The following is a 21,696-nucleotide window of genomic DNA, read 5'->3' as shown; positions in this document are numbered from 1 at the left end:
CAGCCGCTCACGCGGGGGTCAACGGGCGCGGGCTCGTCGCGAGTCCCCGCCCCGCGTCTTCTCCTATCGTCGGGCCAAGCCGTTGACCGCCTGGCACCAGGATTGCTACCTTTCTCCGTATGTACGCGAGATTCCCTTCCCTTCCGGCGTCCGAGCGGGCGCTCTCCAGGACAGGACGTGGCGTCATGATCGGATCTTGTTGCGTTCGTGTAAGTTGGTGGGTTCTCGGGGCGGCCGTCCTTTTGGGCGCGGTTTTCGTCGGGGGCGTCGCAGCGGAATCCGCGACCACTTTCGGAGACAACGGTCTCCGATGGACGGTCGGACCGGACCGCCACACGATCGAGGAGGTCGTGCGGGAGGGCCAGGCGTATCGAAGCGTCCGCCTGTTCGGCGCCGGTCGGACGGGGGAGACCGGACTCCCCGATCTTCCGGTGCGGGGTTTCTGGATCGCGGTTCCGGAGGGGCACACGGCGCGGGCGCGCGTCGTGCACGCCGAGTTTCGCGATCTTCCGGGGCCGCCGGTCGAGCCGACGCCGAGCGAGAGCCTCATTGACGGGAGCCCGGTCCTCCTCTTCACGATCGACCGCGCGTTCTACGCGGGCGCGTCCTGGTATCCGGAGCCGCTCGTCACGGTCGGCGAGCCGGCGCGGCTCCGCCACCAAACGCTCGTTTCGGTTGCCGTTTCGCCCTTCCAGTTCCAGCCGTCCAGCGGGCTTCTCCGCGTCTACGATCGGCTCACGGTCGAGGTGGAGTTCGTCCCCGATCCGTCGAAGGCCGACCCGTCCGTCCCCGGGGAGCCGGTAGGGAACGAGGGACGGTGGGAGGATGTCTACCGGGGGGCGGTCCTGAACTACGACCAGGCCCGGTCCTTCCGCGCGCGAGCCCCTCGACCGGTTGCCCCGCTCCGGAAGCAGCTCCGCGCGATGAATGAATACAAGATCTCGGTGAAGGAGAGCGGGCTCTACCGGATCGATTTCTCCGAGCTCAAGAAGGCGGGGCTCGCCGCGGGAACGCCGATCGACGCGCTCGCTCTCTACCGCCGGGGGTTCGCGGACTCGCTCTTCCGGGAGGGAGGAGATCCGTTCACGGAGATCTCGATTCCGTTTCATGTGCGAGACGCCGCGGCGGACGGGTTCTTCGGAGAGGGGGACGCGCTTTTCGCCTTTCTTCCCGGCTTTCGCGAGGATCGGATGAGGCGGGACAGCGACGATCGCTTCGCGTATCAAGCGGTCTACTTCCTGTCGGTCGAGGGGACCCGCGAGCCGCTCGAGACGCGGCCGGCGTCCCGCGGCTGGACAGGCCTTGTTCCTCTCGTCTCGTTCCCCGACTCGATCCGCTGGGAGGTGGACGAGCATTACAACACCAGCACCCCCTCGGATACGGTCGATCTCTACTTCCCGAAGTCGTACGAGACGTGGAGCTTGATGACCGAGATCGCGCTCCCCGCGCCGGACGTCTCGCTCCCGTACGGGATCAAGGCGATGGCCGTCTCCGTCAAAGCGCCGGGAGAGGGGACCTATCCCTACGATCGCTACATCCTCATCAACCAGGCGGACGCGGACACCGCGTTCCGGGGGGTCGTGGACAGCATCGGACCGCGCCTCTTCCCCGCGGAGCGGACGCGCCCCGCCTCCTCGCTCGCCGCCGGGGTCAACCGCTTCTTGTATCAAGGAACGCGCGGGGCGACCCCGCAGGGAAATGAAGTTCCGCAGGCGCGGGGTTTCCTCGATTGGTACGAGGTCCACGCGAACTTCCTCTATCGAGCGATCGACGGCTGTCTCCTCTTCTCGAGCGGCGGCGCGACGGGGCGTTTCCAGATCGAGGTCGACGGGTTCGCGGGGCCCGACGTTCTCCTCTTCGACGTGACCGACCCGTATCGAAGCGCGCGGATCCTCGCCGATGCGTCGCCCGCGCCGGGGGGCGGGTACGCGATCGTCTTTCAGGACTCCGCCGGCGCGACGAAGCGCTACGCCGCGTGCGCGCTCGAGCGCGCGAAACGGATCACCGCCTCGTCGATCGCGGCCGACGCGCCGACCGACCGAGCCTCCGAAGAGGCGGACTTTCTTGTTCTCGCGTGGGACGCGTTCGCCGCGGCGATGGAGCCGCTCGCCTCGCACCGGGAAGCGCAAGGCTATCGGACGCGCATCGTGCCGGTGAGCGACGTGTACGACGAGTTCAACGGAGGCGTGAAGGACACGACCGCGATCGCCCGTTGGATCCGCTACGCGTTCCATCGGTGGGCCTCGCCCCCGATCGCGGTTCTTCTCGTCGGCGACGGATACGAGGACTTCAAGGGGATCGCGCGCAACGCCCAGCCGGGAGATTTCGATTTCATCCCGACCCGTCCCGTCTTCCAAAAGGTCGCCGACCCGCGCGTGAGCGGAGACCATTGGGACGCAAGCGACTTCGCCTACGTCCTTCTCGACGGCCCCCAGGATCCGCTCCCGGATCTCCTTCTCGGACGGTTCCCAGTCGGCACGGCCGAGGAGGCGGCGCGCCTCGTCGAGAAGACGATCGCCTACGAGACGATACGCCCCGAGGACACGTGGCGCTCGCGGGTTCTCTTCCTCGCGGACGACGCGTGGGTCGCCCAAGGCGAGGCCCTCCAGAACGAGTTCCAGGTCCAGTTCGAGAGGAACTCGGCCGAGTTCGCCCGCGAGATCAAGGAGACCGCCGCGAAGGGGATCGATACGGTGAACATCTTCCTCTCCCGCTTCACCGATGTCTTCCATCCGCTCTGCCCTTACGACGGGGATTCGGCGAACGCGAACCGGGCGGACATCGACTGCACGATCGGGCTTTGCCGGCAGGCGGTCTCGGGCGCGCTCTTCGACCAGATCAACGGACCCGGGGTCGGGCTCATCAACTTTCAGGGGCACGGGAACCGAAACGTCCTCACGCACGAGGTGATCCTTCGAAACGGGCCGAGCTACCGGCCGCTCGGGCAGAACGTCTCGCAGGACATCCGGCAGAAGAGCAACCACGCGGGCCGTCCCTACATCTTCATGGGATACGGATGCTCGATCTCGGAGTTCGACCGGCTCCTCTCGCTCGGGTACGAGTCGATCCCCGAGGAGATGATGCTCTCGGACCGGGGAGGGGCGGTGGCGACCTTCGGTTCGACCGGAACCGAAGAGCTCATAAGAAATCTGGACCTCAACGATAGCGTGCTCAAGTATTTCTTCCGAACGCCGGGCGTCGTTCCGGGCGCGGATCCGGACGCGCTCCCTCCCTGGTACGCCGGATCGCCCCGCTGGACTCTCGGGGAGATCTTCGCGCTCGGTCTCATGGATTTCGCGTCGATCCCCTCGTTCCAACGCTTCCTGGTGCTTCGCCGGCAGGCGCTCTTCGGGGATCCTCTTCTCGCGATCGACGCGCGGCCGCCCCACTTCGAGGTGACCGTGGACGGCGTTCCGGTCGAGAACGGAGGCGCGCTTCTCGGGCGTGCGGATGGGGGACCGGTCACGATCGTCGCGCGCGTTCACGACGAGGTCCGGATCGACCGCTCGTCTCTTGCGGTCCTCGATGGGGGGGAGCCGCTCGACACGGCGCTCTACGAGGTCTCGCCCGACGACGGGCTTCCCGAGGACGGAAGGAGCTGGAAGATCGTCTATCGCCCCGAGGTCCGCTTCGGGGAGTACACGATCGTCTTCCGGGCGAGGGACGGCGCGGGGCGGGAGGGAACCTTCACGCTTCGAGTGTTCGTGCAGGTCGCGCTCACGTTCGACGGGATCGCGATCCGGGACGGGGATTACGTCTCGCCGGGGCCGCTCATCCGCGCAGAGATCACGACCCCGGTCCCGGTCGCCGAGGAAGAAATCGGTTTCACGCTCGACGGAGCGGCCATCGAGCCCGATTCACTTCGCCCGCTCGACTCCTTCCGCTGGCTCGGCGCGCTTCGCCCGGCGCTCTCCTCCGGGGATCACGCGCTTCATGTTTTCGTGCGCGCCCTCGGCAAGACGTTCCGCTTCCGCGTCGAGGAGCGCTTCCGAATCGTCGATCTTCTGAACCACCCGAACCCGACCGAGGATGCGACCGGCTTCTACTACCATCTCACCGACGGCGCGGACGCGGTGCGCGCCGAGGTCTTCACGACGACCGGCAAGAGGATCCGCGTGCTCGAGGGGCTCTCCGGAAGGATCGGGTACAACGAGAACCCGAACGTCTGGGACGGGACCGACCAGGACGGGGATCGGGTCGGGAACGGGGTCTATCTCTATCGCCTCGTTGCGGTCCGTCCGGGCGAGCGCGCGGAAGCGCTCGGGAAGGCGGTCATCCTCCGGTAGCCTGGAGGATGCGCGCGTTTCCTACTGCGGCCGCGGGTCTCCCTTCGCGCTTCCGCGCTCCGGGAGCTTCCTCTATTTCCGAACGGTATCCGATACCTTCTTCCGAACGGTATCCGATACCTTCTTCGCTGATTTCCGGTAGGATCCGCCGGGGGGGTGTTCGCGTTGCGCATGGAAGCGGTCGACTGGGCGATCGTCGGCGGGTTCATGCTTCTCTCGCTCGTCCTCGGCCTCGTGCTCACGCGGCGCGCCGGGCGCGGCGTCGAGGAGTTCTTCCTCTCGGGGCGTTCGCTTCCGTGGTGGCTCACCGGAACCTCGATGGTCGCCACATCGTTCTCCGCCGACACGCCGCTCGCGGTCTCCGAGCTCGTCCGCACGCGGGGCGTCGCCGGAAACTGGCTCTGGTGGTGCTACGGTTTCGGCGGCATGCTCTCCGTCTTCGTCTTCGCCCGCTTCTGGCGGCGGGCGCGCGTGCTCACCGACGCGGAGCTCACCGAAGTCCGCTACTCGGGGCGGGGCGCAGGCATCCTTCGCGGATTCCGCGGCTTCTACTTCGCGACGATCCGAAACTGCCTCGTGATGGGATGGATCATCCTCGCGATGGCAACCCTGCTCGCGAGCATCCTTCCCGGGATGAGCCGCGTGCATACGGTGGCGATCTCGTGCGCGGTCGCGCTTCTCTATTCGGTGCTTTCCGGATTCTGGGGGGTCGTCCTCACCGATCTCTTCCAGTTTGCGCTCGCGATGACCGGATCGATCGCCGTCGCGGTCTTCGCTCTTCGGGCGGTCGGCGGCTTCGGCGGGCTCGCCGCCGCTCTCGGGCCGGAGCGAATGGGCGCGCTTCTTCGTCCGGTTCCGAGCGCGGAGGAGTCGTGGCTCCCGCTCTCCGCGTTTCTCATCTACTTCTTCATGCTCTGGTGGTGCACGGACAACGCGGACGGCGGCGGGATCATCGTGCAGAGGATGTCCGCCTCGAGGGACGAGAGGGAGGCGGTGCGCGCCACCCTCTGGTTTCAGTTCTCGCACTATGCGCTCCGCACCTGGCCCTGGGTGATCGTCGCCCTCGTCTCGCTCGTGCTCTTCCCGAATGCGACCGATCACAAAACGGCGTATCCGGACACGGCGTTCCGAGTTCTTCCGACGGTGTGGCGCGGGATCTTCTTCGCCTCGCTCCTCGCTGCCTTCATGTCGACGCTCGTCACGCACCTGAACTGGGGCGCCTCGTATCTCGTGAACGACATCTACCGGCGCTTCCTCGACGCGGGGGCGTCGGAGAGGCGGCTCGTTCTTCTCTCGCGGCTCGCGACCGCGCTCCTCATGGCGGGGGGCGCGCTCGTCGCTCTCCAATACAAGACGATCACCGGCGCGTGGATCCTCACGATCTCGCTCGGCGCGGGCGCGGGGATCGTCTACGTGCTCCGCTGGTTCTGGTGGCGCGTGAACGCCTGGTCGGAGCTCTCCGCGATGCTCGCCTCGCTCGCGGCGAACGCGGGGCTTCGCCTCTTCGCGCCGGAGATCGCGTTCCCCTACACGCTCCCCTGGATCGTCGGGCTCTCGGCGCTCGTCTGGCTCCCCGTGACGTTCCTCACCCGGCCGACCGACGAGGAACGCCTGATGCGCTTCGCCGAGCGCGTCCGTCCGGTCGGCGCGTGGGGGCGTTTCCGGACCGGAAAGAGGGGCGAGCTCGGAAGGTGGCTCCTCCTCTGGGGGGTCGGCGCGGCGTCGCTCTATCTCTTCCTCTTCGGCGGCGGTGGTCTCCTTCTCGGAAGCCCGCGCCTCGGCGCGCTTCTCCTCGCGGGCGGCTTCGCGGGGGCCGTCCTCCTCTTCCGGATGCTGAACCGGGAGGAGTGGTCATGAGCCGGTCGGGTTCTCTCCGCGTGATCGGGCTTCTCTCCGGGACGTCGATGGATGGGATCGACGCGGCTCTCCTCGAGATCCGCGGGGTCGGGTCTCTTCTACAGCTCCAGCTCGAGGCCTTCGCGGTTTTCCCCTTCGGGCGTGCGGACCGCGCGAGGCTTTCCGCGATCGCGGGGCGAGGCCCAAGGGACGCCGAGGAGCGGGCGCGGCTCCACGTGAGGGTCGGGGAGCTTTTCGCGCGCGCGGCGAGCCGGCTCGCGGCCCGGCATGGGGGGATCGGCGCGGTCGATCTCATCGGGAGCCACGGGCAGACGATCCTTCACGCTCCGGCAAGACGCGGGGGGGCCACGGTGCAGATCGGGTGCGGAGTGGTGATCGCGGAGAGGACCGGCGTCCCGACGGTCCACGATTTCCGCTCGGCGGACATCGCCGCGGGGGGGGAGGGGGCGCCTCTTCTTCCGATCGCGGACTATCTCCTCTTCCGTTCGAGCCGTGTGGATCGTGTGCTTCTGAACATCGGGGGGATCGCGAACCTCACGGTCCTCCCCGCGGGGGGCGCCTGGGAAGAGACCCTCGCCTACGACACCGGCCCCGGGAACGCGCTCCTCGATCGTCTCGCCGCGCTCGCCTCGGGCGGGCGGGAGGATTGCGACCGGGGGGGGCGGCGTGCGGCGCGCGGGACTGTCCATCGAGGAATCCTCCGCGCCCTTCTCGCCCACCCGTTTCTCCGAAGACGACCTCCCCGCTCGACGGGGACCGAGGTCTTCGGGGACGCGCTCGCGAGGGATCTTTGGGACAGGGGGCGCGCCGCAAGGATCGGGGCCGATGATCTTCTCGCGACCGCCGCCGCCTTCACCGCCGCGAGCGCCGCCGGCGAGATTCGGAAGAGGTCCGCTCCGGGGGCCGAGGTCTATCTATGCGGAGGAGGCGCGAGAAACCGAACGCTCGTCCGCAGGCTCGCCGAGGAGATCGCGCCCCGGAACCTCCTTCCGATCGAGAGGCTCGGCATCCCGGCCGATGCGCGCGAAGCGGTCGGTTTCGCCGTTCTCGCGGCCGAGTTCGCCCGCGGGGCGCGCTACCCAATGAAAGCGATCACCGGTGCGCGCGGAGCCCCGCTCCTCGGCATCCTTGCCCCAGGCCCGAGATCGTTCCGCTTGCGGATCGGGCGGAGCGGCCCGCGATGAGCCGCCGAGCCCCGCTCGTCCGCGCCTCGCTCGCGCTCGCGGCCGCGCTTCTTGTCTCTCTGGGCGGCTGCTCGCCGCGCCCCCCCGCCGGCTCCCGCCCGACCGACGAAGGCTGGACCACGCGGAGCGGGGTCGGCAAGAAGCGAGACACCGAGCGCGAGCGGCCGGGAAGAGAGGACCCGGCGCGGCATGGGAAACCGGACGGCGGCCGGCCGATCGGACCGCTCCGCGTCGCGCTCCGCATGGACGCGCCCTCACTCGAGGCCGGCCTTCCGAGCGGCGGGCTCCTTCGCTGGACGGGCGGGGAGATCGCGGTCGCCGAGGGGAGCCTTCTTCGGTTCGCGCTCTCCGCGGGCGGAGGAATCGAGATGCGCGGGCGGTTCGATCCGATCGCCGTCCCTTCCCCCGTGAGCGTGCTTCCCGAGCGGGCTGAACCTTTCACGCTTGAAGGAAATCCGTACGCGGGGACGCTTGTTTTCGTCGCATCGGAGCGCGGCCTCTCCGCGATCAACGGGATCGGTCTCGAGGATTACCTCCGGGGGGTCGTCCCGTGGGAGATCGGATGGCTTTCGGAGAAGAGGCTCGAGGCGCTGAAGGCGCAGGCGGTCGCCGCGCGGACATACGCGCTCGGGCGCGTCGCGGCCGCGGCCGAGGACGCGCCGTGGGATCTCGTCGCGACGGAGAGCGATCAGGTCTACCGCGGGCTCGAACGGACGGACGCGGTCGTCGATCGGGCGCTCGAGGAGACGGCGGGGGTCATCCTCTCGTACGAGGGGGCGCTCGTTCGCGCCTACTACTCCTCGACCTGCGGCGGACGGAGCGCGCCGGTCGAGGAGGTCTGGTTCAACCGGGAGCCGGCTCCCTATCTTCGCTCGACGGGCGACGGGCCGGACGGGAGCGAAGCGCCCGCGCGCGCCTTCTGCAGGGAATCGCCCCACTTCCGATGGACGGAGCGCTGGAAGGGGAGCGATCTCGTCGAGATCGTCCGGAATCTCGCGGCGGAACAAGGGATGAGCCCGGAGCGCCTCGGCCGTCTTCGCGACGTCCGCATCGAGGAGGTCGGCCGGTCCGGGCGTGTCCTCTCCACGCTCTTCGTGACGGAGAAGGCGGATGTCCGGATCGGAGGCGATCGCGTGCGATGGGTTCTCCGAAGGCCCCGGGGAGGCGGAATCCTCCGGAGCGCCGCGTTTACTTTGCATGTCAAGCGTTCCGGGCGTCTCGCCGCAGAGATCGTCGCCGAGGGGCGCGGGAACGGACACGGGGTCGGCATGTGCCAGTGGGGTGCGATCGGGAGGGCGGACGAAGGGCACCGATACGAGGAGATTCTGCGCCACTACTATCCGGGCGCGCGGCTGGAGCACGCGACCCGGAAGCATCTCGAGGAGAGCCGTTGATGCCGGAATCGGAAGCGGCGATCGCCTCTTCGCTCGTGATGGCCGCTCCGGCCGGCCGGAGGCTGACCTCCCGGGAGAAGGAGATCCTCGCGGAAGGGTCGGTCGGCCACCTCGTCCTTTTTCCGCGCAACCTGAGGGATCCGGAAGAGGCGAAAGATCTCATCGCCGAGGCGCGTTCTCTCCTCCCGCGTCCGCCGCTCGTCGCGGTCGACCAGGAGGGGGGGATCGTGTGCGCGGCCGCCGCGATCGCGGGGCGCCCTCCCTCGGCGATGCACCTCGGGGCCGCCGGGAGCGAGCGGGCCGTTCGGGAGTGGGCGGCGAGACAGGCGTCGCTCCTTCGGCGGGTCGGGATCAACATGAACCTCGCGCCGGTGCTCGACGTCGAGGACCGAGGGGGGAGCGCGGTGATCGGGACGCGCTCGTTCGGCGGCGATCCGAAGCGGGTCGCGCGGCTCGGCGCGGCGGCCGTTCGAGGGTATCTTCGCGGGGGCGTACTCCCGGTCGGGAAGCACTTCCCTGGTCACGGGAGCGTGCGGTCGGACTCGCACCTCACCCTTCCCATCGATCGGCGGGGCGCGCGGGCGATCCTCGGCTCGTCGATCCCCCCGTTCCGATCGGCGTTCCGCGCGGGGCTCCCGGCGGTGATGATCGCGCACGTGGCCTATCCCGCCCTTGGGACCGGGGCGCTGCCGGCGGGCCTTTCGGAGTCCGTGATCCGGGGGCTTCTCCGCGAAAGGCTCGGCTTCCGGGGTGTCGTGATGAGCGACGCGGTCGAGATGGCCGGCTTTCCCGGCGAGACGTTCCTGCCGGAGGCGCTCGCCGCCGGGGTCGATCTCTTCTGCGTGACCCGCTCCCTCGCGGCGGGGAGGCGCGCGTCGCGCCGGTTGGCCGAGGCGATTCGGAGCGGGCGGGTCGATCCCCGGGCGGCTCGGGCGGCGGCGCGGCGGGTGAGAGCCCTTGCGGGGAGAAGGCTCCATCGGCCGGCGGGAGGCGCCGCCGTGCGGGCCGACCCGGCCCGCGGGATCGTGTGGGCCGGCCCGGGGAGCTTCCGCCCGCTTCCCGAGGGGGATTGGGTCGCCTTTCTCCCGGAGGCTCTTCCCGGTCGGATTCGAATCAGCCTCGATCTCTCGGGGATCGACGAGCGCTTCGGGGAGCGTTTTCGACGGGAGGCAGTCCATCTCTTTCCCGCCGACCCGTCAGGCGCGGAGTGCCGCGCGGTCGCGCGAGAGGCCGGAAGAGCCGAAGCCGTCGTCCTCGGGCTTCTCGCGCGCGGGGAGCTCCCCGCAGGGCAATCGCGCCTTCTCCGCTTGTTGATGGAGGGGCGCCGGCGGCTCGTCGCGGTCGCCCTCGCCGATCCGGAGCCGCTCCTCCGAATCCGAGGGGTCGAGCGTCTCTTCGCGTTCGACTTCGGGAGGGATACCCTTTCCGCGCTCTTCGAAATCCTCGACGGAAGAAAGAGGCCTCTCGGAATTTCCCCCTTCGGCCGTCGTTGACAGAAGGGCGGTTCGTCTGTTACCTTCCTCTCAGCGTAACGACAGCTCATGGTCGGGGTCGTGGTGCAGTTGGTTAGCACACTGGCCTGTCAAGCCAGAGGTCGCGGGTTCGAGGCCCGTCGGCCCCGCCATCTTCTCCCTCGCAGCGGTTTTCTTCCATAATCCATCAATGATTTAGGCTCTTGGGATTCGAGGTTCACGGACGGCGGACGGACGCGCCCACCCGCTGTGGCGGCGTCGTCTGTTGTCGTACGGCGGGTCTCTCCTTCGCGCCGCATGCGCGAAGGAGCTTCCTCGCCCCCCCGTCGCTCTTCGCGACGGGGAGCCCCGGCTCGGTCGTGCCCGCGGCTGTCCGCTCGATGCTCCCCCTTCGCGCTTCGCGCTCCGGGGACTCCCTCGGCGGCCTCGGTCGCGCCTACAAGGACGAGTGATTGAAGTCGCCGAGCCTTGGTGGCTGCGCTTCTCGCGGACACCTGCCGCGGTCACCCGCCGTGGTTGCGTTCTCTGTCGTCGGACGGCGGGTGCCACAGGAGCAAGTTTGTCTTGCTCCGGAGACGGGGGGGAGGCAGAGCGGCGAGTTGCCGCGCGCCGCGCGCGGCATGTTTGAGCAAGCGAGCCTCACCCCCTCGGCTCCGGAGCTCTTCCCCAAGAAGGTGTCTGTCGCCAAGAAGGAGCATGGGCGGGCCCGCTCGTCAGGCCGACCTCCTCCTCGGGGACGCCTCCGAACGCGCCCCGCGCGTTCTCGGCTCCAATCGCTCGGCCACCCGCCCCCCTGGTGCGGGAGCCTTCGGCTCCATCGTCGAGGTGCGGGTACCCGGCCTCGTCGATCAGGCCCCGAGGGGGAGGTCGGCCCGCCGAGCGAGGAAGAGCGCGCACCGTCAAGGTTGTCCTTCCTCTCGACGATGCCAAGAAGAAGCTCGTGGATGGCGAGAACCGGACATTGCACGATTGAACGCGCGAGACGGAATCTGCACGGTGCACGGACGCAGGAGAGTGGCAAAAAAACAGCCGCTTCTCCTAGCGACCTCAACAGAACCTTAGTATATTCAAATAGGTAAGTTAGGACTCCCGAACCGCTGGTCTGCGGACGCTCCCTGGCACATTCCTTGCTCCCCCGATTGCTCGCTGAGAACCGCCCGGCCATAACGAAGAACCGGGCAGGCTCGCTCTCACCCGTGGTCGAGGCGCGAAACCGGGGCCTCCGAGCGGGGCGCGACAAATCCGGAAAGGCTCGGCCGCATCGCGGGAACGAAACGGGGCGGCCGTCAGGAGGTGCGCATCATGAAGAAAGCGTCCACGGTCCTTCTCTTCGGGCTTCTCTTGCTCGCCGCGGCGTGGCCCGCGGGCGCGGCCACGATCTTCGTTCCCGGGTCGTACAACACGATCCAGAAGGGGATCAACGCCGCTCGATCGGGGGATATCGTCCAGGTGGGCCCCGGCACCTACAGCGAGAACATCTCTCTCAAGGCGGGCGTGCAGCTCATCGGCGCGGGCCCCGAGTTCACGACGATCGACGGGAAGGGGAGCTACATCACGGTCTTTGTCCCCTACAACGCGACCTCCTCCACACGCCTGGAGGGCTTCACGGTCCGGAACGGGAGCTATCAGAAGGGCGGGGGGATCTACTTCCAGTCCGGGTCGACCGCGGTGATCTCGAATTGCCATATCCGCCAGAACCGCGCCTCCATTCGCGGGGGAGGGATCTTCGTCGACAACATGGCTTCTCCCACGATCGAGTTTTGCCGGATCACGGAGAACACGGCTCATGAGGGGGCGGGGATCTACGCGCAGACATCGACCCCGGTCATCCGATGGAACGTGATCTGCGGCAACCAGGCGACCTCGTTCGGCGGAGGCATTCATCTCGCGTTCTGCACGGGCGCCGTCGTGGAACAGAACACGATCGCTTACAACTCGTGCGCTCCTGGGTACGGCTCCGGCATCTCGCTGGCGGGAACGTCGCCGGCTCTGCGGAACAACATCGTCGCCTTCAACACGGGCGGCCCGGGCGTCTGGGCGCAGAACTGCACGCCGAGCGACCTCTGCTCGATCGTCTGGGGGAACCCGGCCGGGAACTATCACGGCGTCGTGCAGGGTCAGGGGAGCGTCTCCGCCGATCCGTTGTTCTGCTCGCCGGAGGGATGCGACGACCTCACCGTGAGCGGGTCGAGCCCGGCCGTCTCCGATCCCGCCTGCGGGCTCATCGGAGCGCTCTCGATCGGCTGCGGCGAAACCGCGACCGAGAACACTTCTTGGGGAGCGGTCAAGTCGATGTACCGCTAGGTTCGGCTCTCGCATTCGAACGCTGCCGGCGGCCGCGCGGTCGCCGGCTTTCTTTTTGCTTCAGTCTTCATGGGCTTTTGTTGAGGTGCATAGATAGCATGAGCCGTTCTTCGGCGCGCGATCGACGGCCCCGGGTCGCGTGTTGACACCGCAGGACGGCGATGCTAACCTACAGGGCCTTCGGAGAAGAAAAGAGAAAAGAGAGAAAGAGAGAAGGGAGAGGGGGAAGGCGGTGGCGGAAGAGAAGCCGGATATCCACACGATCCGTTTCTTCGCGCTGGTCGACTCCTTCTACCACGCCGCGATGGCCTTTCTCGGCAAGATCGCCGACCCGACGACCGGCGCCGTGGAGCGCGATCTCGACAAGGCGCGCATCTACATCGATTTCCTCGCGACGCTCCAGGCGAAGACCAAGGGAAACCTCATCCGCGCGGAAGCGGATCATCTGGAGCACATCCTCGCGAACCTCCGCCTGAACTACGTGGACGAGCGGGAGGAAGCGGCGAAACGGGCGCCGGAGAAGTCCGAAGACGCCCCCGCCGGCGATTCCGCGAAGGACCGGCCGGGGAACGGCGGAGGATCGTGAAGCCTTTTCGTTTCTTCCGACCCGCCGGAGGAGCCGCGCTTCTCGTTCTCTTGCTCGCGGGAAGCTCCTCTGGAGCTCCACCGCGCGCGGCTTCCGACGAGCTTTCTCGCCCCCGCGGGCTCTGGCTTGGCGAGGTCCGGGACGCCTCCGTGCTCCCCCGGCGCGCCTACTACGTGCATTTCGGCACCGGCTATCACCGGATCTCCCTCCCGGTCGAGGGGTCCGCGCGGTCCGATCGGGCGGAGAGCGCGCACGCGAGGCTCTTCCTCGCCTACGCTCTGATCGGGGGGCGGGTCGATCTCTCGTTCGCCTTCGATGCGCGAGGCACCCGTTTCGAGCCGGCGGGGGCGGAGGGAGGAGCGGCGACCCCGGCGACATCCTACGGGGACATGGGGGACAGCCGCCTCGGCGTCCGCTTCGCGCTCCCCGCCATCGCGCGCCGCCTCCGCGCGTCGGCGGAGGCCTTCGCGAACGTCCCGACCGGAAACCCGGACAAGGGCTTCTCCGCCGACGCAACGGACGGCGGAATCCTCCTCGGGCTCGCGTACCGAGGGAACGGCTTCCGAGTCCATCTTCAGACGGGATACAGAGTTAACCGAAACGAGACCGAGGGGGCTCTCCTCTATCCGCTCTTCTACCCTCAACTGGGCCCCGGCGAGGACGATACGCAAAACGATGCCCTGATCCTGCGGGGCGCGCTCGAGATCCACTCCCGGAGAGTCGATCTCTTCGCCGAGGTCCTGGCGGACCGGCTCCCGAGGTCCGGCGTCGTCTCGGCGCGCGAGAACGTTCTCGAGCTCGCTCCGGGCATTCGGGTCCGCCTGCGGCGCGGGCTCCATCTGTCGGGGCAGGCGGGGTTCTCTCTCTCCCGCGATGATCCGAGCACGACCGCTTGGGCGCCTCCGGAGCTTCTTTTCCCCGATTGGCGCGTCTCGCTCGGCGTTCATTGGATCGGGATTCTGGGAGGAACGGACGAGGACGACGACGGCGTCCCGGATGGTCTCGATCGGTGTCCCGATGAGCCGGAGGACTACGACGGGTTCGAGGATGACGATGGTTGTCCCGACAGGGACAACGATCGCGACGGCATCCCCGACGCATGGGACAAGGCGCCGCTCGACGCGGAAGATCGCGACGGATTCGAGGATGAGGACGGCGTCCCCGATGTCGACAACGACGAGGATGGCATCCCCGACGCGGAGGACTTCTGCCCCGACGAGGCGGAGGACATGGACGGCGATCGCGACGAAGACGGATGTCCGGACTTCGATCCCGCGCCGGAATCGCCGCAACCTGAAACTTCTCCGGAGGCCGGCAAAAACCCTTGACACGGCTCGGCGCTCCTGATAGCTTCGCCGCGTTTTTCCGGCGATGACGCGCGGAAGGGACGGAACGTGCGTTCATTCGACATCGACACATCGGGTTCGAGCCGCGCGATGAGCGAGCGGGCCCCATCTCTCTCACCTCGCGGCTCCGAAACCCTCTCCGCCGGGCGAACGGCAACCGAGAGAAAAGCCCTAAGAGATTCCGCGAAAGGGCCGAAACTACGGAAAGGCCGCGAAAGGACTTTTTTGTTGACAAGCCTTTCGGGGCGTGTGAAAGTGTCTCCGATTTTCTGGAATGGGGACATTCCGAGGGAGAAGAAGAGTAGAAATCTCATTGAGTTGGAGACTAGTTCGCAGATAAAGTATGCCTGATCTTTCGGGCGAGCCGAAAGGGAAGTCCGAGAGACCATACCTTTTTCTGCGCATGGCGAACAGGCTTGGAGAGCTTGGTTTTGCGGAAACGTTGGATGCAGGAGGAACAAGGTGGAGAACGGCTCGAGAACAAGCGTTATCCCGCTTTCCTGTCGGAAATTGAAACCTCGCGGCGGGCCGGTAGCCCGTTCAAAGGAGGGCGAGAAGATGTCTGATCGCTTGGGACGTCTGATCCTGAATTCGTTGGTCGGAGCGTTGCTCGCGGTGTCCCTTTTCGCGAGCGGCGCGGACGCTCTTCCGCGGCCGGGTGGCCCCGCGATCATCGACGCGGCGTGGGACGGGACGAGCAGCCTGTACACGGTCTTCAACGAATCGACCGTCTTCGGCTCGGTGCAGGTGACGGACATCGATTTCACCGACACGACGATTGCCGCGGCAGGCGGCGCCTTCTCCGGAGACATGATCGAATGGACTAGCTTCGTCAGCAACGTGCCGGACAGCACGGACAGCGTCTTCATTAGCTGGATCGAGGCGATCGCGTCCTCTCCGGATCAGCTCCTCTCGAACGAGGCGACCCCGATCCCGATCAACAAGGGGCCGATCATCCGTTCGGCGGTGCTCACGACCAACCTGGACGACGATCCGACGAACGACGTTCTGGTCGTGATCCTCTCCGAGGCGGCGAGCAACGTCGACTCGACCGACTTCGCGTTCAGCATGGCCCTCTCGGACACCGCGCTGAACGTGGTCGGCGGTCCGACGACCTACATACTCGCGAACTTCCGCTTCGCCACGGCGCCGGACAGCGCGGTCCAGCTCCTCCCCTACATCACGACGATCGCCTTCCGGGCGGGGAACGACGTGGAGAACGCAGCGGGGGACACCGCGACCTCGCGGGTCTTGCACCGGATCACGAGCGCCGAGGGGGCGTACATCCTCGATGCGGCGTACGACTCGCTGAGCACGCCGGGCCTCGGGGACGACACCCTCTACATCGTCTACAACATGCCGGTGCGCGCGGACACGATCAACCTGAACGACGTCACGACGATCGACCGGACCGACTTCACGATCGGCGGGACCGGAACGCTCGACCTCACCGGCGCGAACCCGGATCTCTCGGAGCCGGTCGAGCAGCCGTGGACGCCGTGGGTCGTCCGCTTCACGAACCCGGCGACCGGAGCGGCCGCGGGCGACAACATCCGGCACTCCGCGACGGACGTGATGCAGAACGACATGTGGGACCCGAACACCGACACGCAGGCCAATACGGTCTCTCTCGGGCCCATCATTCTGGCCGCTCTCTATAAGGACAACCTGACGGGCGGACAGGACTCGGTCATCGTTCACTTCAGCCAGCAGGTGACCGGCTCGACCGTTCAGGACGGAGCGTTCCTCATCCGCGGGTTCACGCCGAACGGCGCCTCGAACTGGGTGGGGACCGGCCGGCGCTTCGCCCGCCGAATCAACGACAACTCCTGGTCCGAAGGCGCGACGATCGCGATCAACACCGGCGCGGCGACCCCGATCGAGGGCTCGGCCTCCGGCGAGGTCGCGACCTCCAGCGTCCGTCATCCGGTCCGCTACAACAACCCGCCGACGATGTCGGACATCATTCAGGTCCGCACCGATCTCGTCCGCGAGTTCTCCTGGCCGAACGACTCCTCGATCGCGCGCATCGCGTGGCGCGAGTCGGCCGGCACGGATCGCGTGAAGTACTACAAGCTCTTCACCCGGATCGGGGCCGCGGTCACCGACACGTTCGTGACCGCCAACTGGAACCGCGGGATCCCGGTCTTCAACCCGACCCCGAACCGGGACAACCCGATCATCGCTTACCTCAACATCACCCCGGACAGCGTGGTCTCGAACCGGGACGTGATCGAGGACGGCGACATCATCCACGTCGGGATCGTGGGCGTGGACTACAACGGCAACTACGGCGTGATCAACTTCGCCGGAACGCAGCAGGCGATCGCCCTGCAGCAGACGTTCGTGGCCGGACACATCGACGACATCCGCGACTGGATCCTGGCCGGCGATCCGAAGTTCGATCAGGACGACAACGTGATCCACGTGATCGGCCGTTGGAACGCGGCCGGCACGCTGAACGACTCGATCTACGCCGACTCCGGCTCTGTCGAGGCGAACGCGAAGGTGGTCGTCTACGGGGACGCGGCCCTCACCGAGACGCTGGCCGTCGCGAACGCGAACGGCGGCGGCGCGTGGGGCCCGGTCAACATGGGCCACGACAACGGAGACGACGACAACTTCGTCTGGCTCGTCGCCTACGACCAGTGGGGGAACGCGAGCGATCCCTTCGCGCACCTCAACGACATCTTCTCGGCGCGCATCGGGAACATGGTCGATCCGTACAACCCGCTCCGCATCTACGCGAACGGCGACTCGATCGTCGTGAGGCTCGACTTCTCCGGAGCGGGCGACACGATGACGGTGAACCCGCTCGCGCTCGACCCATTGCTTACTTATCTGAACCTCGCGGCTTCCCGCGGCCGGATGTGGGCCGACTTCTCGAAGGTCGACACCTACACCGGCAACGACTCGATCGCGTTTAAGAACTGGCTCGCCGACCAGACCGACAACGACGATGACTGGGACACGACGGCCGCCGGCGGCGACACGTACCAGCCCTTCGCGAACCAGAAGAACTGGCCGGAGCCGTTCATCGACGAGAACGGAAACGGCGTCTGGGATCTCGGCGAGGAGTTCTGGAACATCGCCGACACCGCCTACACGAACCACGGCGGCAACAAGCTCTACAACATCGGCGACGGGAACCTCGACTACAACGATCCGGAGGAGCGTCTCTTCTGGGCGGTCCTCGACACGATCCGCGCGTCCACCTCGGTGACCGACGAGTCGGGCCTCCCGAAGACCGAGACCGGCTTCGCGGTGATCAAGGACCTTCCGGTCATCGTGAACCTCATGGACTCGCACCAGAACCTCGCGCTCGACACGATGCTGATCGATCTCGATCAGGTCGCGCCCGAGGTCTGCTACATCTCGCGCGTCGAGCAGCAGGACAGCCGGTGGGACGTCGACGAAGAGACGAACATGCAGGAGCCAGGTCTCCAGATCTTCAAGATCGGGAACTGGATCGACCTGACGTTCGAGACCCCGTCCGACTCGCTGGTCGACTACCTCGTCGTTCAGATCAAGAAGAACGGCGGGTCGTGGACCGAGATGGCTCTCGACCCGAGGGGGGACAACGCCGGCGACGGCGGGTTCCCGGGGATCGATGGGTACGACGATGACGGCGACGGTCTCGCCGACACGGCGGACGTCGAGGTCAAGGCGGCGAGGAGCACTCCGCTCGCGGACGGCGTCGACAACAACAACGACGGGACGGTCGACAACAACGCCGACACCCTCTACACCCACTACATGCGCTGGGACGACGACGAGGACGGGATGATCGACGGCTCGACGATCTCCCAAAACGACGTCGACGGCCTCGCTCGGACCGGCACCGGCGTGGACTACATGCCGTGGCTCCTCGACGTGGCCAACTGGTGGGACCTGAGCGGCGACACGCTGAACGGGCTCGGCAAGAACCCGAACGGCCTGTACGGCGACGAGACCGTCTCCGCCGCCGACAGCGCGTTCCACTGGTATTTCCAGAACGGCTTCAACATCAACATGGGCCTTGTGGCCACCCTCTACGGCATCACCGACGCGGACACGTTCGAGATCCGCGCGGTGGCGTACGACTGGGTCGGCCAGTCGATCGGCCCGAAGATCGGCTACAACGACGACTCGGTCGCGGTCGGCCACTGGTACCTGCCGCCGTCGGCGACCGGTATCTGGTACAACCCGGCGAACCGGACCGGAAACTTCAATCCGGATAACTCGACGTCCGAGAAGTTCGTCCTCAACCTGACCGCCGAGGACGCGACGATCGACGTGGCGGCCTTCGGAGCCTACGACGTCAAGCCGCTCGCCGGCATCCAGGTGTTCGATTCGTACGACTCGACGCAGAACGTGCCGCCGACGCCGGCGACCTACTGGGTCCATGCGATCACGAACCCGGACGTCGTCGAGGTTCTCTTCGAGGCGTACAACTTTGCTACGTCAACCTGGGTCACCGCCGGCACGGACAACAACGCGCCGTTCGCGTACCTCTATACGGCGCCGATCATGGGGAACTCCCCGCCGGACAGCACGCTGGACGTCTACTTCCGCGTCCGCTCGAAGGACACGTTCGGCAACTGGGAGATCCTCGACACCACGCTCGCGACCTACGACCTCATGTTCACCGTGGTCGACGGCGTGATCCCGATCACGAACATCTCGTCGTGCGAGGTGCTCGGCGGGAACATCGACGCCGACCTCTCGAACGGTTGCGAGGTGCCGAAGGACTCGGTCGTGATCTTCCGGATCACCGGAGGCGATCTCGACGACCGGGACCTCACGGCGTTCACCGACGTGCCGTTCGTGCGGTTCGAGTACCGCAAGGTGACGTACGGGAAGACCGCCACCGCGTACGGCGATTGGGAGATCATGGGCTCGGTCACCGGAACGATCTCCGGCACCGACACGCTGGCCGACCTCTACCCGCCGGTCGCCGTGACGTGGAACACCGCGGACACCCTGATCACCGAGGGTGATTACGAGATCCGCGCGTGGGCGCGCGACGTCGAGGGGAACGACAACAAGCTCACGACCTTCATCTTCACGGCGAAGGTTCGCGAGACCGGGCTCCGGGCGTACATCGACCCACCGACCCGCCTCGACGACTCGACCTTCGCCCTCTACGCGAAGGTCTGGATCCACGACATCGAGGTCGACCGAGTCGACTTCGAGTACTGGTACGACCTGGACGCGGACGGCACGCCGAACGACGCGGGGAGCTACTGGGTATACATCACGAGGGACGACAACGACGACACGCTCTCCGCGGATCCGGGAGGCGACATCATCCTTCGGGAGGGTGCCGGGACGCTCCGGATGCTCGACAGCCTGCACGGCGTTTGGGGCGCGAACCTCTACCGTTCGTTCCCGACGAACATCAAGTATGTCGACTACGACGGGGACGGCTACTCGGAGCGTGACCCGATCGTGCGGGACGTGAACATGAACGGCGTCTACAACGTAGGCGACGTGGTGATCATCGGAACGCCGACGCTCGGGGACCCGCTCACCGCCTTCGCCGCGATCGAGTTCTACGCGGACGCCGACTCGAGCGACGCGTTCAACAACCCGGACTGGATCTTCCGCCAGAACATGGGCGGCTTCCTCCAGAACGGCCCGACCGACAGCCTCCAGCTCTGGATGGGGAACTGGAACGTGGCCGGCCTCGGAAGCCAGTACCTCGTTCGCGCGGTGGCGACCGACGAGCTCGGCAATACCGACACGACCTCCGCCGGCTCGCCGATCCCGTACGAGGTCATCTCGCTCGACACCGAGCCCCCGGCGGCGACGATCGCCGCGATCGCGATCGGTCACGGCGGCGAGAAGACCGTGGGCGCGGCGAATCTGAACAACCTGATCGTCGCGGGCGACAACGGCTTCATCAAGATCTGGGCGGAGAGCCCGGACGCCGACCTGAAGTACGTCGAGTTCGAGTACTCGCTCGACGGCGGCGCGACGTGGGACGTGCTCGACCTCAACGACGACAACGACTTCTTTGTGAACTTGGACGATACGACCGGGTTCTCGCTCGGGGATGCGATCGTCCACGACCGTTACGCCGACGACACGACGTTCACGGTCACCTCGACGGATATCCTCCTCCGGAACGGGATCGCGCCGGCGCTCACCGAGATGCTCGGCATGCGGATCCATCCGCTCATCGAGGAGGACCCCACGAACCTCACCGACACGGACGGGGACGGGGTCGCGGACGAGGACGACTTCAATGCGCAGGATCACCTCGCGCCGTATGCGGTCTATATGGACATCGACGCGATGACGGCGCTCGGGTGGTTCCACACCGACACGCAGGTTCTGATCCACGCCGTCGCGTTTGACAAGACCGGAAACTTCGATCCGTTCCCGCACTACGTGTCGATCACGATCCAAGAGAACGTGCCGCCGGAGACGGACGTGATCTACGCCTTCTCGAACGGCGACACGATCGACGTGCTCGGCCCCGTCGCGGACGGCGACGCCGGCGACCAGCTCGGCGCGGACGATACGACCCTCGATCTCATGGTGACCGCCGAGGACACCACGACGGTCGACTCGGTGTATGTCTGGTTCCGTCTGGATCCTTGCTACTACACCGATCCGGACCTCAACATCTTCAACAACCCGTGGACGCGCGCGAACGTCCCGGCGGACGCGGTCTACCCGTACACGTTCGCCTGGAACATCAGCGGCCTCACGGACGGGCGCTATCAGTTCTCGATCGGGGCGACCGACGAGGAGCTGAACACGACGCCTCCGCATCTCAACCCGTACGAGTTCGGCCGGCTCTCGACCGAGGCCGTGATCGACACGGCGGCTCGTCCTCTCGCCAAGGCGGCGGCCGAGGACATCCACTACACCGACACGGTTCTCGATTGGGTGACGCGGGGAAGCGAGCTCTGGATCCGGGCCAAGCTGAGCGACTCGCAGAACGCGGCGGATCCCGAGAAGGCGGCGGTGTACTTCTGGTACGCGAACCGCGTGCTCGACGAGGTCCTCACGGTCCAGAACTTCTATCCGTACATCTCCACCGCCTTGCTGGCCGGGGCCATCCAGGGCGACGAGACGAACTACGCGTACTCCGTCGACGTCGCGATCGACACCGGCGCGGCCGATGTGGTCTGCACGTACCACACGCAAGCCCACTTCGACGCGCTGGCGAGCCCGACGAAGTACGACTTCACGATCGTCGGCGGCAACAAGATCAAGTTCGGGGCGCAGCTCTCCGCGAACGACGTGGCCTACGCGAGCTACAACTTCGGCCCGT

The 21,696-nt window shown here is 66.9% G+C and carries 9 protein-coding genes and 1 tRNA gene; all 10 read left to right on the top strand.

The window, feature by feature from the left end:
* The first annotated feature begins 185 nt into the window (after positions 1-185).
* On the top strand, positions 186-4,286 hold the full coding sequence (locus FJY73_04775; protein MBM3319971.1) for a hypothetical protein: 4,101 nt from the start codon (positions 186-188) through the stop codon (positions 4,284-4,286).
* Positions 4,287-4,451: 165 nt separating this feature from the next.
* Positions 4,452-6,143 carry a Na+:solute symporter gene (locus FJY73_04770; protein ID MBM3319970.1) on the top strand — a complete coding sequence of 564 codons (1,692 nt, stop codon included), beginning with the start codon at positions 4,452-4,454 and terminating at the stop codon, positions 6,141-6,143.
* Positions 6,140-7,327 (top strand): anhydro-N-acetylmuramic acid kinase, encoded by a 1,188-nt coding sequence (locus FJY73_04765; GenBank protein MBM3319969.1) that lies wholly within the window; start codon positions 6,140-6,142, stop codon positions 7,325-7,327. Before FJY73_04770 ends, FJY73_04765 begins: the two co-directional genes overlap by 4 nt.
* Positions 7,324-8,721: a SpoIID/LytB domain-containing protein gene (locus tag FJY73_04760; GenBank protein MBM3319968.1), complete on the top strand. Its 1,398-nt coding sequence runs from the start codon at positions 7,324-7,326 to the stop codon at positions 8,719-8,721. Before FJY73_04765 ends, FJY73_04760 begins: the two co-directional genes overlap by 4 nt.
* Positions 8,721-10,214: a glycoside hydrolase family 3 protein gene (locus tag FJY73_04755; protein ID MBM3319967.1), complete on the top strand. Its 1,494-nt coding sequence runs from the start codon at positions 8,721-8,723 to the stop codon at positions 10,212-10,214. Before FJY73_04760 ends, FJY73_04755 begins: the two co-directional genes overlap by 1 nt.
* 54 nt (positions 10,215-10,268) lie before the next feature.
* Positions 10,269-10,345 (top strand) — tRNA-Asp (locus tag FJY73_04750).
* 1,150 nt (positions 10,346-11,495) lie between these two features.
* The gene (locus FJY73_04745; GenBank protein ID MBM3319966.1) at positions 11,496-12,497 is read left to right on the top strand and encodes a right-handed parallel beta-helix repeat-containing protein; all 1,002 of its coding nucleotides are present in this window, start codon (positions 11,496-11,498) and stop codon (positions 12,495-12,497) included.
* 232 nt (positions 12,498-12,729) lie between these two features.
* The gene (locus tag FJY73_04740) at positions 12,730-13,083 is read left to right on the top strand and encodes a DUF1844 domain-containing protein (GenBank protein ID MBM3319965.1); all 354 of its coding nucleotides are present in this window, start codon (positions 12,730-12,732) and stop codon (positions 13,081-13,083) included.
* A complete protein-coding gene (locus FJY73_04735) occupies positions 13,080-14,411 on the top strand; it encodes a hypothetical protein (GenBank protein MBM3319964.1) in 1,332 nt (443 codons plus the stop codon). The genes FJY73_04740 and FJY73_04735 overlap by 4 nt, the downstream gene beginning before the upstream one ends.
* A 576-nt stretch (positions 14,412-14,987) precedes the next feature.
* The coding region (locus FJY73_04730; GenBank protein ID MBM3319963.1) for a hypothetical protein at positions 14,988-21,696 on the top strand (6,709 nt) is incomplete at its 3' end.

It is taken from the genome of Candidatus Eisenbacteria bacterium (assembly GCA_016867715.1).
Classification (GTDB): Bacteria; Orphanbacterota; Orphanbacteria; order Orphanbacterales; family Orphanbacteraceae; genus VGIW01.
The sequence above is the reverse complement of the archived record's forward strand: the minus strand, read 5'-3'. Positions and strand labels throughout refer to the sequence as shown.

Excerpts from the sequence above, each read along its gene's own strand:
- FJY73_04745 (MBM3319966.1), top strand. The coding sequence starts at position 11,496 with ATGAAGAAAGCGTCCACGGTCCTTCTCTTCGGGCTTCTCTTGCTCGCC.
- FJY73_04775 (MBM3319971.1), top strand. The coding sequence starts at position 186 with ATGATCGGATCTTGTTGCGTTCGTGTAAGTTGGTGGGTTCTCGGGGCG.
- FJY73_04765 (MBM3319969.1), top strand. The coding sequence starts at position 6,140 with ATGAGCCGGTCGGGTTCTCTCCGCGTGATCGGGCTTCTCTCCGGGACG.
- FJY73_04755 (MBM3319967.1), top strand. The coding sequence starts at position 8,721 with ATGCCGGAATCGGAAGCGGCGATCGCCTCTTCGCTCGTGATGGCCGCT.
- FJY73_04760 (MBM3319968.1), top strand. The coding sequence starts at position 7,324 with ATGAGCCGCCGAGCCCCGCTCGTCCGCGCCTCGCTCGCGCTCGCGGCC.